This window comes from Tsuneonella sp. HG094 (genome assembly GCF_053819285.1).
Genome location: NZ_JBSORA010000001.1, coordinates 1 through 16,419, shown reverse-complemented (window position 1 = coordinate 16,419; position 16,419 = coordinate 1). Strand labels below are relative to the sequence as shown.

Sequence of the window (16,419 nt, the reverse complement as noted above, 5' to 3'; positions counted from 1 at the left end):
ATAGGCAATGCAGTACGAGGTGTATGGACCTTTCTGGTCGCCGCGGGCGCAGACTGAGGCCGACGGCGAGGCCCTCCGCGCGTTCTGGGACGAGATACAGGAGATGGTGCCCGGCCTGCCGCGCGCCATCGGAATCTACGTCTTCTCGACGTGTCACGGCGAGACGTTCACGCCGTGGTACGTCGGCAAGACCAACGCCAAGACGGGGTTCCGCGGCGAGATTTTCCAGGACCACAAGCTCAACCACTACGTCAGGGCCAGCGAGCGGAAGCGGGGCTATCCGGCCATCCACCTCATCGCCAAGGTCGAGCCCGTGAGGGGCAACTACTGCAAGGCCTCGAAGCGGTCCGGCCGCGAGATCGACGAGTTGGAGACCGTGATGATCGGCATGGCGCTGCGCGCGAACCCCAACGTCCGCAATTCCAAGAAGACGTGGTTCAACCGCACGTGCCAGGTCCCGGGGATCATCGGCGATTCCCTGACCGGCCGACCGACCGAGGCGGTGGCGACCCTGCGCAATACGTTGAAGCTGTAGGCAGGTTGCGAGCGCCGTTGCGCTATCCGCCCAGGCGGCCCTAGTATCGGTCCCATGCGCGTCCCCGGAACCATGACCATCGTCGCCACCGAGCGGCTGCTCGCCGACCTCACGGGTCAGGCGACGGACATGATCCTCACGGTCCCGACCCACGGCCGGCACCATCTCGCCGGCGGCGAATCCGCGATGGTGCAGTTCCTCGCGACTTGGGCGCAGCGGCAACGCGTGCCGACGGTCTCGACCTTCGCGCGTGGCGCCGCCGACCGGCAGATTGCCGATCTGGCGGGGCAGCTGCACGGCCTCGCCGTAGCGCTGGTGGCCGACGAGGTCCGCGGCCTCGACGGCCAGCCGATCCGCGACCGGCTCTTCGACCTGGCCCTCGACCGCCTGAGAATCGTTCAGGGCGCGCGCCCTTCGAGCGCATCGCGGGGTCCGCAGTTCGAACTGATGTGCGCGGACCATCTGGGGCTGTCCGCGCCAACCTTGCTATACGCCCGGGATCCGGACGGCGTGGCCCGGCTGCGCGACGCCCGGGCGTTCCGCGACCTGGCGATCCAGATCATGGCGTCGACCGTGCCCACGGCGCTGGAGGCGATGCTCCCGCGGGACACCCGGAGCACGCTGGCGTCGGCGCTCTACGAGCTGTTCCGCAACACCGAGGAGCACGCGCGGCTCGACGACCGGGGAAACCAGCTGCGCAGGTCGCTGAGGGGCATACACGCGCGGCGGCACGCGATCGAACCGGGCAGGCTGGCGGAGATCGTCGGGAATTTCGAGCCGCTGGCGAACTGGGCGCGGCGGTTGCCGAGGCCTCGTGCGAATTCGCGCGACGCGCAGATGCTGGAACTATCGGTCTTCGATTCCGGCCCGGGGTTCGCAGCGCGCTGGAGCGGACGTCCGCTCGACCTCATCGAACCGCCGGACGAGATGGCTGCGATCGTGAACTGCTTCTCGAAGCATGGTAGCAGCAAGGCCCGGTCGGCCGCCGGTCTGGGTCTGTGCAACCTGGTCGACCTGTTGCGCGCGAAGGAAGGCTTCCTTCGGTTGCGCACCGGGCGGCGCTCGCTCTACGCCGACCTCTCGCGCGAGCGTGACCGCGCCTATGGCGACCCGCCCGACCTGCGCGCTTGGACGACCGGCGCAGGCGATCCGGCGCGCGTCGCCGGCACGCTCGTCACGCTGCTGCTACCGCTTGCCCCCGAAGCATGAAGCCGATGCTCCTCAACCGCTTCGAGAAGGTCGTCGACGACGTGCCAGTCGACGCCCTGATGGCGTTCGTCGGCGTCGACGGCCTGGACGGGTTCACGATCGGCGAGCCCATCGAGCGCGAGGTCGAGGCCAGGCTAAGCCCGGACGAGCTGATCTTCGTCGCGCGGGCGCCGGAGGCGAAGCGACTCGCCGCCGACATCGCGACGTCGCGCGATTTCCGCCAGATGCGCGAGCGCGTCGGTCCTCGCGCGGCGATCACCGTGCTCGGCTTCGACGTCCGGGGTAGGGAGGCGGTGCGCATCGAGGTCGAGAAGGGTGAATTCCGCAGCAGCATCGCACTCGACGAGATCGTGCGGCGCGGGGTCACGGCGATCTTCAACGAACGGGGCGGCTTCGTCGAGTCGACGGCCAGCTTCCACTTCCTCAACCCGTCAGGCCGCCACACGAGCCGGTTCATCAGGCTGTCGAACCTCCTAGTCTGTAATAGCGAGATCTCGTTCATCGCCTTGGCGATGCTCGGCTCGATCCCGAAGGACGCGCACTACGTCTACGTGGATACGCCGTCGCTCTTCGCCGTCGTCGCCATCATGAACGAGCACCGCATGGCGCTCGACCCCAAGCTGCCGCTGCTCGTCGCCGACAGCTTCCGATCCTACGAAGAGGTCGACACCTACGACTTCACCGGGTTGGCGACGGCGACGGCGATCATCTCGGCATCGTCCAGCGGGACGCTGGCGAAGCGGGTGGAGGCCCGCGGGCTGGACGCATCCAGGATCGTCCACACGCTGTATCTCGGCAAGGTCGTCCCCGGCGTGAACTTCGCGGTCGATCTGCGTAGCGACCCTGACCTCAATCCGGGTGGGCTGAAGACCGAGCGCACCACCTACGACGACGCCGGCGTGTGCGTGCTGTGTCAGAACAACTCGACCCCGATCCCGCTTCGCGGCGACCAGTTCGACATCGCCCCGCCGCAGCCGAAGGCTCTCACCGTCAAGGTGACCCACGCGCCGAAGGGCCTGACCCAGACCATGACGCGACTGGCCGGCGGCGACTGCTTCCAGGTCTTCGCTTCCAACGATCGGCAGCTGTGGGTCGACGCGACCGCCCTGCTCGCCGTCAAGGCCTTCGACGAACGGCTCGAATTCTTCGTCCAGCGCGACATCCCGCCGGTCAGGCACATACTGCTGGCCGACGACGAGGCTCACGCCCTCGCGACCAGGGTCGCGGCGATCGCCGGCGTCACGCCCGCTCTGCACGGGCGCGACGACCTCGACGCACTGGAGACGGCCCTCAAGGCGGGCCCGCCCGGCGCGTTGCTGGTCGTGTCGTCGGTTATCGGCAGCGGTCGCGTGCTGCTCGACGTGAGCCGCGACCTGAGGCCGTTCTGCTCCGATCGGCCAATCATCTACCTGGTCGGATTCGCGCGGACGGAGAGCGAGGCCGCCATCGAGGCGCTGCGGCGCGACCTTGAGATGACGAAGTGCCCGGTGCCGCACCCGCTGGCCATCGTCGAGCGGATCGAGCTGCCCGGATCCGACTTCGCCAATTCGTGGGCGCGCGAATACACATTCCTGAACCTGCAAGGCGGCGGCACGCTCTCGCCGGCGCTGGCGGCGCGCCGGGACCGGTTGGCGGAGTCGTCGCGCCCCCTGCTGGACGAGCTTTTCCTCGCGAACGAGGCCGGCGCGCGGCTCAAGCTCCGACCCGGCTTCGCGTTCTGGCCCGAGACTCTGGCGCTCCGTGACCATGCCCAGAGCGACGTGTTCGTGACCGTCGCCGCCGTCCTCCAGCAGCTCAGGAACGTCGATCGGGGCGAGGGCGATGCGCTGGTGACCAACTGGTTCCAGCAGACCCTGCTCTCGCCGGGCAACTTCGGCCGCTACAACGACGGCATCATCCAGGCGAGTCTACTCCGTGCGGCCCGACCGACCGAGCTCGACTTCGCGAGCGACGCCGCGCTCAGCCGGGACGCCGGGCGGATCATCCGCCGGATCGCCTCGGACCCGACGCGGGCGCAGGGCGAGGCGGCGGCCGAGTTCCTCGTCGCGATCGGCAGCGGCCGGTTGAAGCTGGAGCGCGCCGACCTCGACGTCGTGCTCGCGCCGATCCCGGGCGCGCCCCCGATCGTCGAGGAGTTGCGGCAGCTGACGCTGAAGGCCACCGCCGGCACTTGAACCCCGGCTAGCCGAAGGCGCCGTGGATCCACCAGCTGAGGTCGGCGAGAGGCAGCTGCCCGGCGCTTTGCTTAATAGGCGGCAGACAGTTTACGGCCCAGCTCTTGCCGATGATAGCCTTGAACGCGGTATGTCCGCTTTAGCCGGCTGCGTCCGTGGAACCTGCCAGTCAGATTACGGCCTACTATTTGACTATAGCGCGGCGGTACCCGGCGGCTTGAGCTTGCGCTTCGGAGCAGAAGATTTCCTCGGCGCGGGTTGCTTCGTAATAGGGCATGCCGGGGACGTGGTAAATCCACTGGCCGCGGCGGTTGCGGTTGCCCTTGATCGCGCAGCGGCCGTTGCCAAACGGTTCGGCGAGCGGCACGGCGCGGTTCGAAGCGGTGGATTGCGCGCGGGCGGCCCTGACCGCTTCGGCACGACCTGCCTTGGCGCCCCGGAAATCGCCCGGCAGTTGGAACGCCGAGGTCCACAAGCCAAGCCGGGACGCTTTCGCGCGCACTTCGTCGGAAACGTACTCGCTGCTGTACTCGCGGAACGCGGTCGCCCACCCTTGCGCGACCATCGTTCGGTTGATTTCTAGACCGTTCGCTCCACAGACCGCGAGCGTCCTGCCGTAAACGTCGACTCCTTGTGACACGCAAGAAACCTCGGCGTGCGCAACAAGCGCGGCCAACTGGCGTGTGGCCACCGTTCCGCACGCCCAGGCTTGTCCATCGCGCTGGCAGGTCTGATCGGCTTCGGGAGCATCGATGCCATGCAGCCTGACCGTGGTTGTGCCGATCTGGAGCGTATCTCCATCGCGCGCAGATGCAGCGCCGCGCAGGTCCTGCGCGAGGGCGGGGGAAACGAGCAGGAATGCCGCGAGAGCGAATGACGTAGAAAATGTCGAGCGCATGGCAATCACTTAAAGCGAAAAACGTTACGAAACCATCGCCCGCCACGAAGTGAGTGCCGTACCGCTTGAGCTTGAATGTGCTTGCGGATCGCGCGCAGTCATGAACAGCGGAATTTTCTTTGCAGCGATATTGCTGACAGGATGCGCGACGGTGCCCACCACCGACCGTGCCAACGTCGCTCCGAACGGGGACAGGGCCGTCGTGCCGATCGCGCGCGGGTGTTTGATGGAGCGGACGATCGCGGGCGGACGTGCCTTCACGCCGTCGACCGTGTCGCTGATGAACCCGGACGACGGGACCGTGCGGTTGCTGATGGCCTCCGAGGCCTTTGCGGGTGCGGAAGGTCCGCGCACCGACGTGATGCTGGCCCAAGGCAGGCGGAATTGGGGCGACGGCGAGGCGCTGGCTATGTCGGTAGGTGGTCGACCAGCGCTTTTGTTCAACCTGCCCGCTGACTTCCTCGCCGAAGTTGAGGACGAGAAGCCGCTGGCGGTGACGATGGCTGGAGAGGTGCGCGGCACTTTGCCATCCGACGGCGCGGAGGAGGCGATCCGCCGGTTGACCGCCTGCGTGTTCGGGAATCGGGAGAACTAGGGCGCAGGCGCGACAACCGCACAAGCGCCCCGTTCACGTCAGTTAGCGCTGGCGACCGTCGCTTCGGTCGCCGGGGCGGTCACTTCGATCGGCGCGACCGGCGCTGCCGCCTTGACCGCCAATTCGATATCCTCGTCGAGGAAGGCCGAGACCTGGCCGCCGTTCGGCAGCACCGCGCTGGTGCCGGTCACGAAGAACCCGGCGAGTGGAACCAGCACGATAGAGCTGACTACTCCCGCAGTGCCGGTGACGCCCTTGTCGTCGAAGGTGCCCGCGAGACGGATCTGGCGGCCGCCTACCCTAGCCCAAAGCGCCCGCGCGCCGAGATGGCCGGACTTGCCCCACATGCCCTTGTTGCGGACGCTCGTGATCTCACCCTCGGCGGGTGCGCCGGCGGGAATGACGACAACGCCGTTGTATTCGACCGGCGAGGCCACTTCCATCCGGAAGCGCTGGCCGACGCGGGCCTTCTTTTCCTTCGTCGTGACTTCCTCGAGCATGCGCAGCGATACCGGCGTTCCGGCGCGCAGCACCGCCTGGGTTACGGGTGCCAGCGTGACGGTGGTGGCCGGTGCGGGCGCTACGGCGGTGGTTTCGGCCGAGCGAAGCGTGCCAGTCGTCGAAATCGACTGGGCTGCAACGGGCATGGCAGCGGACAGCGCGGCGAGCGCCGCGAGCGAACGAATATACATGGAATTACCCCCTCTGTGCTGGCCGCGACCCCTGAGGCGGCCATGCCGTGCACTAACAACGCGAGATGGCGGTAGAGTCAATCGAATTGGTTTAGAGACAATTACTTCGTCTCCTGCCCGCACTTGTCGGGTGCATCCACAATCCGCTCTGGCACCCAAGTCTTACTTGGTCCGTCGAAAGGCTGTTCGCGTAAGAGCGCAAACTCTGCGTCGCCTTAGGCGAGATGTTGCGAAGTAGGTTCCACTGGTCCCATATTTCGGCATTCAATTTGCTCGTGGTTTCGCGGTCCTAGCGTCTACAAGCGTACCGTCCAAAATCAGCCCACTTCCAGACAACCGGCCCAGCAGTAGCTGCTCTCAGTGTCTGGCGTTGATTGAGATCCTTGAATAGCGATTGAGGCAATTCCGCAACAGCGGATCGCGCTCGTTAGTTACGAGCGGCTGGCGATATTGTTTCGTTTACTCGGCGTCGCTAGTCGCGCCGCCGATCGCATAAACAATCAGGGATTGATTTCAATGAAGTATGTAATTCTCGCCGCCACGGCCGCTGCCGTCGCTGCCACCCCCGTGTTCGCGCAGGATGCCAACGTCGACACTGGTTTTGGCGGCGCGCACATCTCGGCGACCGTCGGCGTTGACCACACCTCGGCCGACGTGCAGTACGAAGACACCGCATTCCCGGCCGACAACTTCCGCGAATCGGAAAGCACCACCGGCCTCGTCTACGGCATCAACGCCGGGTACGATTTTCAGCTTTCGCCGGGCAGCACCCTCGGCATCGAAGGCGCCTACGAGTGGAGCGATAACGAGCGCTGCGAAGAGTTGTTCGGCAACGACGAGGCGTGCTTCGCGCTGAAGCGCAACTGGTACGTCGGCGTCCGCGGGGGTGCGCAGCTAAGCGAAAGCACCCTGCTGTTCGCCGGTCTCGGCTACACCAACGGCCGTGCCCGCATCAGCTACACCGACCCGGCCTTCCCGGCGGACAACTTCTCGGTGGCCGATGACCGCGATGGCTGGCGCGCGAGCCTCGGCCTCGAGCAGAGCTTCGGCACGAACTTGTTCGGCAAAATCGAGTATCGCTACTCGAACTACAAGAACCTCGAATACGCCGACGGGACCGAGAGCATCGCCCTCGGCTTCCAGCGCCACCAGGTCGTCGCCGGCCTCGGTATGCGGTTCTGACCAAGCAGGGGCCGACGTAACGCGTCGGCCCCATACTTGTCGATTACCATCGAGTGTACCTGTTGAGGAATCCGACCACGGCATCCAGCACCGTCCCGTCCTTGCGCTCGATGCGCATACGGAGGCGGAGGTTCTTGACAGTCGAAGGCAAGGCCTCGCTGCGCACGTTAAGCAGGTGAACGGCCGCGTCCGTGACATGGACGGTGCGCGCAGCATCTTCCTGCACCGTCACTAGCATCGATCCATCGTTGTAACATCGATGCACACCATCCCACGCAAAAGTGCAGCTGACGAACGACCATTTCGGGCCATTCTTTACCCGAAAACTGCCTGTCCGGACGCGGCCCAGGTAAGGCGATCCCGAAAGCTGCCGATGACTTCACTTTTCGAAGACTGGTGCGGAGAATGGTGCAACCGGCTAAGGGTACCCCTGCGTAAGGCTATTTAGCGTGAGAAATCTGCGGGGTCTCGAACCACTATCGCCGTGTCGCGCGGCGGTCGGAGGGGCGCAGAGGGATGACCTCGGCAGGCGCGAGCTCTAGTTCGGTAATGGGGCTCGGCTCGATGTCGATGTCGAGGTATTTGCGCGCCGCGTCTTCGCCGGGGAGCGCCTCGCCGTAGAGCCAGCCCTGGCCGTCGGTCGCGCCGAGCGTGACGAGGAGGTCCTGGATAGTTTCTTCCTCGATCCCCTCGGCCGTGATCGGGAGCGAAAGCGATTTGCCAAGCGTGGCGATGGCCTGGACGAACGCGTCGCTCTGCTTATCGTTGCGTAGCGAGGCAACGAAGTCGCGGTCGATCTTCAGCCGGTCGAACGGCAGTTCGCGAAACCGCGCGAGCCCGGCGTAGCCGCTGCCGAAATCGTCGAGCGCCACCCGCACGCCGGCGTCGCGCAGCTTGTGGATGATCGCCAGCACGCGCTCGTTCGCGGTGAGGAGCGTCTGTTCGCTGACCTCGACCTCGAGCCGGGTCGCCGGAAAGGCGGTCTGGCGCAGGAGCTGGAGCACGCGGTCGGCGAGCAGCGGGTCCTTGAACTGGACCGGCGAGAGGTTGACCGCCAGCGAAAGTTCGGCCGGCCAGTGGACCGCCTGCGCGAGCGCGGCGCGCATCACTGCCAGTGACAATTCGGCAATCAGGCCGCAGCCTTCGGCCACCGCGAGGAAGCTGTCCGGCCCGAGGGTGCCCTGGCGCGGATGGTGCCAGCGGGCGAACACCTCGAATCCGCGGATGCGCAGCGAGGCGAGATCGAGCAGGGGCTGGAAGTGCGGTACGAATTCGCCGCGTTCGAGCCCGGCGCGGATCGCCGCCTCGAGCCGGGTGCGTTCGTTGCGGACGCGCTCCATGTCGGCATCGAACCACACCGCGCGGCCGCGGCCGAGGCGCTTGGCCTCGTACATCGCGACGTCGGCGCGCTGGAGCGAAGCGGTGGCGAGTTCGTGCGGGCCCTCGCGCATCGAGATGCCGATCGAGACGCCAACGCGCGCTTCGGTGTCGCCGATCGGAAACGGCTTGCACAGCGCGGTGACGAGCGCCTGCGAGAGCAGCGTTGCCGTGCCCACTCCGGCGTCGTCACCTGTCAGGCATATGGCGAATTCGTCGCCGCCGAGTCGCACCGCGTCGGCCGACGGAGGGACAAGCTCGCTGATCCGCGCGGCGATGCCTTTCAGGAGCTCGTCGCCCGCCTCGTGGCCGTAGAGATCGTTGACCTGCTTGAAACCGTCGAGATCAAGCAGGAGGAAGATGACCGTCTCGGAGCGCAGGCGTCCTATGACCTCCTTCATGAGGTAGCGGCGGTTGTGGAGGCCGGTCGTCTCGTCGAAGTAGGCGAGGCGCAGCTCGCGCGCGCGGCTCGCCTCGAGCGCGTCGTGGAGGCGGCGGGCGTCGAGCGCGCGGCGCCATGCGAGAAGGATGAGAGCGGACGAGAGCAGCAGCGGCACCGCGAGGCGGCCGCGGGCGTAGACCTCGGCCAAGTCGGCGTAGAACAGGATCGGCACGAGATTGGCTGCGATCGCCGTGAACAGCCCGATCGCGCCGAGCGCGATGCCCGTGCACAGGCGGTGCGACAGCAGCGCCGAGCGGCGCAGGCGGGTGGAGTGCGGCATGGACGGGCGGTCCCGAAAGGCTTGTTGAGCGACGCGGCGGGTATCTCAGGACAGGGTTGCGATCGGTTTAACGGACGGCGGCGCAGCGGGTCACTCCATCCGTAAACTACGTGATGTTACGGAGGCACGCGGCGCCAAGCGGCGGCTACGATGCTGGCGTGATCAGCATATACGAGCTTGCCAAGAAAGATTTGTGACCCAAGTTCAGGAGAGCCCGTGTTCAGCGGAGGGATGGCTGACCGACGACGAACCGGGATTTCTTGCTCCCTGGCCTAGCGGATCGCGCGAGCCAAGCGTCGCGCCGGTTCCTGCGGAGTGCTGACCACAGCGCTCCGATGCACGGGGATCATCCGTTTCGCTCGGTTGACATACCTCGGATTTGGAGCAATCCGCGCTGGGTGAATTCAGTGCATTCTTCGGCCGCGCTGCCGGCCGCCACCGAGCTCGAAGCCTTCCTCCTGCGACTGGCCCAGTTCTCGCTTGAATGCGAGACGGGCGACCTGAGCGGGGTGGACGCAGTGCGCCAACTCAATTCCATGTTTGCCGAAATGGCTCGAAACCTGAGCGAGATCAGCTGGCATCCGATGGGCGCCGAGCTCGAACGCATGCTGGGCGCCGGTGCTGCGGAAAGCGGGGCCATGCTGCTCGCCGGCTCGACCGCCGGCATGATGATTTCCCGTTCGCCCGATGGTGCGGCAGTGGCCTCGGTGTGGATCCCCGGCCACACGAGTGAGCACACCGTCAGCGGCGGCGACTGCGCCGCGGCGTTGTGCGGCGCGCTGGCGAGGGCGTGCGCCCAGGCGCTCGGCAATGGTCCCGCGCCGACCTCGTCGTCGGTTAATTAATCATCCGCGCATCGAGCAGGACCTTGACCGCCTCGGCGGTCGAAGTGACGCGCAGCTTGGACATCATGTTGGCCCGGTGAATCTCGACCGTGCGCGGACTGATGCCGAGAACCTTGGCGATGCCCTTGTTTGAATGGCCCGCGACGAGCTCGCGGCCGACCTCGGTTTCGCGGCGGGACAGATCGGCAACCAGTTCGCGCGCCGCAGCCTGTTGCCTGCGGGCCTCCACTTCGAATTTCACACTCTCGATTGTGTCTTTGAGGCGGGGCAGCGCGGTCCCGGGATCGAGCGGCAGGGCAAAGTAATCGATTACGCCCAACCGGATGGCTCGCACCACTTGTTCGGTCTGCGGTGTTCTCGAATAGGCCATGATGGGCAAGCACTGCGCCGCAGGGATGTCCATCAAGCGCCCTAGCGTGTCGCTTTCATCGTGCACGAAAATGAAGGCGGTGTTCCGCGGCCAGAACGACTGCAATTCGGCCACGTCTTCGAACGGCTCGACATGCCAAAACTTGGTCAGGATCTGAGTCAGTTCGGCCCGCTGGGCGACGTCGGGTTCGATAAGGGTTACGGTTGATTTCACTGGGCGACCTCTCGCTTTTCTTGCGATCGAGAGGCGGACACCCATGCGGTTCTAAGTAGATCCCGCAATACGGGACAACACCTAGCGCGCTCGCATCGCATATTCAGGCGACGCCTAGGAACAACAGCAAGGCGTTCATCGCCGCCGCCCCCACCAAGAGCGCAATTACCCAGACTTCCCACGTCGCGCGCCCGCGTTCCGGCACCTCGAACGACGTAATCGACATGTCGTCTACCTGGAGGAACCCGTCCTCGGCGTTGCGCGCGCGGAGATCGGCCTCGATCTTGCTTTCGATACCCATCAGATGTTTCCTACGAATGTTGCCGGATCGTTGGGCGTTCCCTCGGTCGAGAACACCGTCGCCACCGCGCGCCGCCCAGCCCGCGAGATCGCCACCAGTGTCGAACGGCCATCGGTCGGGCAGGGCGCGCGATGGATCAGCCCTTTGCCTTCGAGCAGCTCGAGGTAGCGCAGAACAGTGGTGGGCGCGACGCCGGCCGCCAGCGTCAGCGACTTGGTCTGGAGTATCGAGCCCCGGCCGTCCGCGACGAAAAGTTCGAGCAGAACCGCCCATTCGATGTCGCTGAGCGAAGCAGCGGGCGGGATCATGCGACGCCGGTGGAGCAGCGCAAGCTCCGCGGCGGCGGCGTCGTGAATCTCGTCGGATGCGGGCGAGAGTTCGCGGACCCGCGTCCAGTCGATTGCGGTGCGCGAGTTCATGCGGGGCTCCCGTAAGAAGCGAATAGTCCCGTCCGCCGCATGCTGACGACGCGGTCCCCGCCCACCACGAGGTGGTCGTGCACGGTGATCTCGAGCGGAGCGCACAGTGCGGCGAGCGCGCGCGTAGAGGCCACGTCCGCCTTGCTCGGCGTCGGGTTGCCGGAGGGGTGATTGTGGATGAGGAGAAGTCCGGCGGCGCCATTCGCAAGCGCGCGACCGATCAGGTCCCGGTAGTTGAGCGCGATGGATCCCGCGTGACCCGACCGGTCGAAGGCGCAGATGTACTTTCCGTGCTCGTCGTGGAGGGTGAAGACTAGCGCTTCGTCGCGCGCGCGCCCGAGGAGTGCGATCGTCTGGCCCAGGATGGTCCCACCGGGGCCGAAGTCGAGGTCGGGGACGAGGCTTGCAACATCGCGCGCGCTTTGCGGCGCTGGTAATTCCGAGTCCCGATCGCGAGCAGGATGAATACGAGCAACGTGGGCACCGCCTTCATCGCGGCGTAAGTCGGGCCGCTGACCGAATCCTCGACCCCTCGCGCGAAGTGCGCGCTGAGGCTCAGGAGTTGCAAGGCTGCCGCTGCTAATGGCCAGTATCTCCGGGCACTGAGGCCGATCCAGACGAACCCGACGAACCCGATGAGGTCCTGTGAGAGTGCGACCGGATCGACCGAATCGAACTGGGGAATGGTCAGAGGCTTGAGGACAGCGCGGAAGAGAAAGAAGGCGATAAGCAGGATGACTGCCGATCGTTCCGTCCTGCCACCCCTGAACCACCCGTAGGCGAGGGATCCTGCCATGACCGCGTAGAAGCTCGTGAGGAGCATCCATGTCATGGCAGGGATCGCATCACGCGACTTCGCGGCGTTCTTTGGGAAGGTCGGCGCCGGCCCACTCCTCAGGGCATTCCATCGGTGTGTCGGCGGTTTCGGCGATCCGGCGCAGGTCCTCGTGAGCACGGATGAAGTCCATGCGCGCTTCGACCAGCTTGGCCTGGGCGGAAGCTATCCGGGCGATCGCACGGTGACCTGTGGCGGCCGGGCTACCGGTTTCAACGCGAGCCGTGGTCATTGTCGACAGCAGGCTGCCGGTCGTGGCGATGAGCTGGTCGATGCCATCTTCGCTGGCATTGAGGTCGCGGCCGATCCGCAGCGCGGCAATCTGAGGGGTCATCATCGTGGTCTCCGGTTGGCCCCGTTTCGGGCCGAGGGGTGGCGACGAAGACTCCCTCAAAGAAGGTCGTTGAGCTCCTTGGCGAATATCAGCGCCCAGATGAGCACCAGACCGAACAGCAGCGCCGACAAAGGTATCAGCGCGACTCGCCAGGACTTTCCGAACCTCTCGTCGAGAGCCTCCAGACCCGGGGGCGCGGGAACCTCGAACTGGCGGTTCTGCCCGCTTGCGAGCACATCCTGCAGGACGAATTCCGACGACCGTGGCAGGTCCGGGGACAGCCCTTGGTCGGTGATCAGGTACTCGTCATGTGACGAAAAATCGGGGTGTGGTTTTTCCCACCCCCCCAGTTGCTGCATGACACGGGCAGTTTCGTACCGGCTTGCGGTACCCCACTTGTCGCGGATCGAGCGCAGGTGTTTGTCGACAGTGGTGATCGCAATGTCGAGTTCGCGCGCGATTTCCTTGTTGGTCATGTGCGCGCCGACAAGGGCGAGCACTTCGCGCTGGCGCGGCGATAGTTGTCCGAGCGATCGCTCGGGGGACAGGCGGCTAATTGCGTTCACGTCGACCTTTCCGGTTCTTTTGTAACCCACCACTAACGGCCGTTCAACGACTCTTGGACCGGATTTGATCCGGCGCGGTGGGTGCGACCCCCTGAATACGCAAACGAGACGCGGACCCCTTACTCGCTTGCGCCGCTGTCGGTTAAGGATTCACACCTCATCTGAAAATTAACAACTGCGGTAACTCGCCGCGTAACGATTTCGTCTCGTCGATCTCTTGCGGACATGCTGCGCTCAACCGAACGCCACGGTCGGGTTCGGTGAATTCAGTAGTGCAAGGGCTGCTGATCAGCGCGAGTGCGTGGTCGATCTGGGGCGCGAAGCCAACCAAGGTCGAAGTCAATCGACGCGACCTCGGAGGGCCGCGATTCCTAGCGCGAGTTCGAGCCGAGTGTGGCTTGGGCTTCGGGATGAGAGAGAAAGCCGCTTTCGACCGGTTCTCGTTAACAGATTCACAAGAGCAGACGGTCAGTTTATCCGGCCGCGGCTCGAGATCGGAAACGACCGGTTACCTTTAAGCGCCAGAGAAGATCCAAGACCGAGACTCGATTCGTCATTGATATTGCTTAGAAAGCGACTGGTACGCGAACTTGGGCCGCGAGTAGACAGGCGTACCGCCGAAGCTATTGCGGTGAACCAATGGAACGGTTGGGCGCACCCTCCATTCGTAACGGTTAGAGGGCGCGACCGTGGATCAAAGAACTGAAAAAGGGCTTCGAGAGGCCAAGGTGACCCAAATTGGCTATGCGTCAGCAACGCGCAGCCCGAGCAATTGGCCGAGCGAACATATCGTTCGCCCAAGCCGCCATCCAAAAGCGCCTGTGCGAGGAATAATCTCTATCCCATCGCCGCCAATTGAGCCGCGGAGTCGTCCGTCAGCTCGTTTATTGCAAAGGCGATGATGGGATCGTGATTCCCCCCGATCGAAAGATCGAGAATGTCCGACCGAAAGACATTGGGCTCCGTTGCCGCGACCTGCTCAAGGCCATCGTGGGGACCGATGAGACCGGCGAGCAACGTGTCGATCAAGGAGCCATCGATCGCATCTGCAAGGATCGCGGCGATTGGCGGCGAGTCGGGGGTGGCGACCGAACCCTGGTCGGATGCGTAACCGCCACCAACCGTCAGCAGGGCATCCATCGTTTGAAGACCGGAAAGATTCCCGACCATAGCTCCGACGAATGAGTTCGCAGAACTTAAGTCGTTGTCCAAGCCTGCCCCGGAATGCCAGGTCGCATCCGCATGGTCGGCTTCGGCGAGGTTCATGGTCTCGCTTGCAACAGGCTCGGACTGGAAATGCGCAGTGGATTGGCTCGCGCCAGCGTAAATGTGATCGACCTCGTCCGTCGTCGGGCCAAATCCATTGCTCCTGCCTGCCATGACGTCATTCGGGACCAAATGCGCCTGCGTCGGCATGATCCATAGTCCCCCTTGCCGCCCCTCGGAGGCCCCTTCTGCAGTGGGCAAAGTATCGAAGAAAAAGGCTGATGCGACAGAAGCGACGGCCAGCGAGGCGTAGGTCGATTGTGTCGCGCCAAGCCTGAGCTGCTCGGATGTGGCACGTTCCTGGGTCGCAAAAACCGCGTCCGCCAGTACACCGCTCGAGCCGTCGAAACGGGTGTAGCTGCCGGTGCCGACAACCGTAACGTCACCGTCCGCCGAGGAATAGGCCTGACCGTCCGAGCTCAGCGAAATGCTAGCAATTCCCTCGTCGGCTAGTGTCCGGAATTCGCCAAGATCGAGGATCCCATCGCTGTCTGCATCCTGCCAGATGCCGAATTCGCCGAAATGCGTGTCACCCTCGGACAGCTGGCCGTCGTGGTTGCTGTCGTAGACCGCAAGTCCCTCGAGATCGCTACCGGTCGTCGCGAAGACAATCTCTTCGGCCGTGATGCTGCCGTCGTGATTGGCATCGCGCACAAGCAGCCCGTCATTGCCCGCGACCCAAGCCGTGGCGACCCTGCCGTACCCATAGTCGAAACTGGCGCCGGCTTCCAAAGAGAGGAAACTGACTTGGCCATCTCCGTCAAGATCGAGGGCGACCGGGGGCCCGGACGGGGTGACGTTCACGGTCGTCAGGGATCCGCCGGAGTAATACTGAACCTTGTAGGCGGCGGCTCCCATGTTGACGGTGGCAATGGTTATCCACGTCCCGCCGCCGTCCGCATCGATTTGCACTGAACCAGTCGTCGTGATCCGGATATATTGACCGCCGATGACGTCTGTGCCCGCAGCGACACTAACATATCTCGAGACATCGATCGTGTCGGAGTTGCCGACGACGTTGCTGTAATCGGTGATGATGTCGACGCCAGTTGGACCGAGGACGAAGGTGTCATCGCCAGCTCCGCCGGTCATCGTATCATTGCCGTCATCGCCTTTGAGGATGTCGTTCCCACCGAGACCGCTAATCGTGTCGTTGCCGAGGCCCCCACGAATCTCGTTGTCGCTCGTATTACCGGTAAGACTATCGTTACCTAGGCCGCCGATGACACCTTCCATGTTGGTATAGGTGTCCGTCCCGAGCCCCACCGCTCCTCCATTGTAGGTACCGTTTCCGCCAGCAGCGAGTGTGAAGGCGCTCGCTCCAGCCAAGGCGCCAGTTGCGTCAGACAGATCGATGAGATCGAGTTGTCCGGCGTTACCCTGCCCATCAAGTGTATCGTTGCCCGCCCCACCGCGGAGTATGTCTGCTCCGGCACCTCCAATAAGGGAGTCGATCCCGTCTCCGCCAACCAAGACATCGGGGGCAATTGATCCAGTGAGCGTATCCGGCCCGCCGCCTGCATCGAGATAGGAACCTTGATAAGTTCCTGATGCGTAGTTGAGGGCAACGTTATAGCCTCCCCCGTTTGCATTTACGACATCGAAGGTGACTTGACCAACAGATCCGTTGGCTAAGGTGTAGGAGAAAGAGAGTGCTCCAGCACCAACTCCGTTTGTGGAATCGTAGGTGAAGGTTTGTGTCGCCGCGTTGAAGGTTAGGGCCCCGGAGGTGACAGCTGCGCCTGAGACGGAGACGACACGTAGATCCGTTTGATCATTAGCGGTGAGCACGGACGTGCTGAAGGTTGCCACCGTTCCGGTGGAGACTACGAGCTTGTCGGCAAACGTAGTATTGGCAGGGTTGACCGTCACCGTCACCGTCGCCG

At 64.5% G+C, this 16,419-nt stretch carries 17 protein-coding genes and 1 pseudogene; 6 read left to right on the top strand and 12 right to left on the bottom strand.

Annotation, left to right across the window (positions count from 1 at the left end):
- The first annotated feature begins 7 nt into the window (after positions 1 to 7).
- The 3 genes from ACWPMX_RS00090 to ACWPMX_RS00080 all read left to right on the top strand — a co-directional run bounded on the left by ACWPMX_RS00090 (position 8) and on the right by ACWPMX_RS00080 (position 3,918).
- The gene (locus ACWPMX_RS00090; protein WP_455698019.1) at positions 8 to 535 is read left to right on the top strand and encodes a hypothetical protein; all 528 of its coding nucleotides are present in this window, start codon (positions 8 to 10) and stop codon (positions 533 to 535) included.
- 72 nt (positions 536 to 607) lie between these two features.
- Complete coding sequence (locus ACWPMX_RS00085; protein ID WP_455698018.1) at positions 608 to 1,744, top strand: hypothetical protein; 1,137 nt, start codon at positions 608 to 610, stop codon at positions 1,742 to 1,744.
- 5 nt (positions 1,745 to 1,749) lie between these two features.
- Positions 1,750 to 3,918 (top strand): hypothetical protein, encoded by a 2,169-nt coding sequence (locus ACWPMX_RS00080; RefSeq protein ID WP_455698017.1) that lies wholly within the window; start codon positions 1,750 to 1,752, stop codon positions 3,916 to 3,918.
- A gap of 184 nt (positions 3,919 to 4,102) precedes the next feature.
- On the opposite strand, the gene ACWPMX_RS00075 is transcribed toward ACWPMX_RS00080, so the two are convergent.
- A complete protein-coding gene (locus tag ACWPMX_RS00075) occupies positions 4,103 to 4,816 on the bottom strand; it encodes a thermonuclease family protein (RefSeq protein ID WP_455698016.1) in 714 nt (237 codons plus the stop codon).
- A gap of 151 nt (positions 4,817 to 4,967) precedes the next feature.
- On the opposite strand from ACWPMX_RS00075, the gene ACWPMX_RS00070 reads away from it, so the two are divergent.
- A complete protein-coding gene (locus ACWPMX_RS00070) occupies positions 4,968 to 5,411 on the top strand; it encodes a hypothetical protein (RefSeq protein WP_455698015.1) in 444 nt (147 codons plus the stop codon).
- Positions 5,412 to 5,449: 38 nt separating this feature from the next.
- On the opposite strand, the gene ACWPMX_RS00065 is transcribed toward ACWPMX_RS00070, so the two are convergent.
- The gene (locus ACWPMX_RS00065; protein WP_455698014.1) at positions 5,450 to 6,103 is read right to left on the bottom strand and encodes a hypothetical protein; all 654 of its coding nucleotides are present in this window, start codon (positions 6,101 to 6,103) and stop codon (positions 5,450 to 5,452) included.
- A gap of 516 nt (positions 6,104 to 6,619) precedes the next feature.
- Here ACWPMX_RS00065 and ACWPMX_RS00060 point away from each other — a divergent pair.
- The gene (locus ACWPMX_RS00060; RefSeq protein ID WP_455698013.1) at positions 6,620 to 7,285 is read left to right on the top strand and encodes an outer membrane protein; all 666 of its coding nucleotides are present in this window, start codon (positions 6,620 to 6,622) and stop codon (positions 7,283 to 7,285) included.
- A 43-nt stretch (positions 7,286 to 7,328) separates the two neighbouring features.
- On the opposite strand, the gene ACWPMX_RS00055 is transcribed toward ACWPMX_RS00060, so the two are convergent.
- Positions 7,329 to 7,523, bottom strand: coding sequence for a hypothetical protein (locus ACWPMX_RS00055; protein ID WP_455698012.1), 195 nt, complete (start codon positions 7,521 to 7,523; stop codon positions 7,329 to 7,331).
- Positions 7,524 to 7,761: 238 nt separating this feature from the next.
- Positions 7,762 to 9,384: a putative bifunctional diguanylate cyclase/phosphodiesterase gene (locus ACWPMX_RS00050; protein ID WP_455698011.1), complete on the bottom strand. Its 1,623-nt coding sequence runs from the start codon at positions 9,382 to 9,384 to the stop codon at positions 7,762 to 7,764.
- A 398-nt stretch (positions 9,385 to 9,782) separates the two neighbouring features.
- Between ACWPMX_RS00050 and ACWPMX_RS00045 the strand changes: the two genes are divergently transcribed.
- Positions 9,783 to 10,229, top strand: a complete 447-nt coding sequence (locus ACWPMX_RS00045; protein WP_455698010.1) for a hypothetical protein — start codon at positions 9,783 to 9,785, stop codon at positions 10,227 to 10,229.
- On the opposite strand, the gene ACWPMX_RS00040 is transcribed toward ACWPMX_RS00045, so the two are convergent.
- The 8 genes and pseudogenes from ACWPMX_RS00040 to ACWPMX_RS00005 form a co-directional block, all read right to left on the bottom strand.
- On the bottom strand, positions 10,222 to 10,857 hold the full coding sequence (locus tag ACWPMX_RS00040) for a response regulator transcription factor (protein WP_455698009.1): 636 nt from the start codon (positions 10,855 to 10,857) through the stop codon (positions 10,222 to 10,224). The genes ACWPMX_RS00045 and ACWPMX_RS00040 overlap by 8 nt on opposite strands.
- A 58-nt stretch (positions 10,858 to 10,915) precedes the next feature.
- Complete coding sequence (locus ACWPMX_RS00035) at positions 10,916 to 11,113, bottom strand: hypothetical protein (RefSeq protein ID WP_455698008.1); 198 nt, start codon at positions 11,111 to 11,113, stop codon at positions 10,916 to 10,918.
- Positions 11,113 to 11,532, bottom strand: a complete 420-nt coding sequence (locus ACWPMX_RS00030; protein ID WP_455698007.1) for a MarR family winged helix-turn-helix transcriptional regulator — start codon at positions 11,530 to 11,532, stop codon at positions 11,113 to 11,115. The genes ACWPMX_RS00035 and ACWPMX_RS00030 overlap by 1 nt, the downstream gene beginning before the upstream one ends.
- On the bottom strand, positions 11,529 to 11,813 hold the full coding sequence (locus ACWPMX_RS00025; protein WP_455700702.1) for a JAB domain-containing protein: 285 nt from the start codon (positions 11,811 to 11,813) through the stop codon (positions 11,529 to 11,531). Before ACWPMX_RS00025 ends, ACWPMX_RS00030 begins: the two co-directional genes overlap by 4 nt.
- Before the next feature lie 32 nt (positions 11,814 to 11,845).
- The gene (locus tag ACWPMX_RS00020; RefSeq protein ID WP_455700802.1) at positions 11,846 to 12,364 is read right to left on the bottom strand and encodes a hypothetical protein; all 519 of its coding nucleotides are present in this window, start codon (positions 12,362 to 12,364) and stop codon (positions 11,846 to 11,848) included.
- A gap of 13 nt (positions 12,365 to 12,377) precedes the next feature.
- Positions 12,378 to 12,701, bottom strand: a complete 324-nt coding sequence (locus tag ACWPMX_RS00015; protein WP_455698006.1) for a hypothetical protein — start codon at positions 12,699 to 12,701, stop codon at positions 12,378 to 12,380.
- A 56-nt stretch (positions 12,702 to 12,757) separates the two neighbouring features.
- Positions 12,758 to 13,267, bottom strand: coding sequence for a response regulator transcription factor (locus tag ACWPMX_RS00010; protein WP_455698005.1), 510 nt, complete (start codon positions 13,265 to 13,267; stop codon positions 12,758 to 12,760).
- 837 nt (positions 13,268 to 14,104) lie between these two features.
- A pseudogene (locus tag ACWPMX_RS00005) lies at positions 14,105 to 16,419 on the bottom strand (hypothetical protein); the annotation flags it as partial.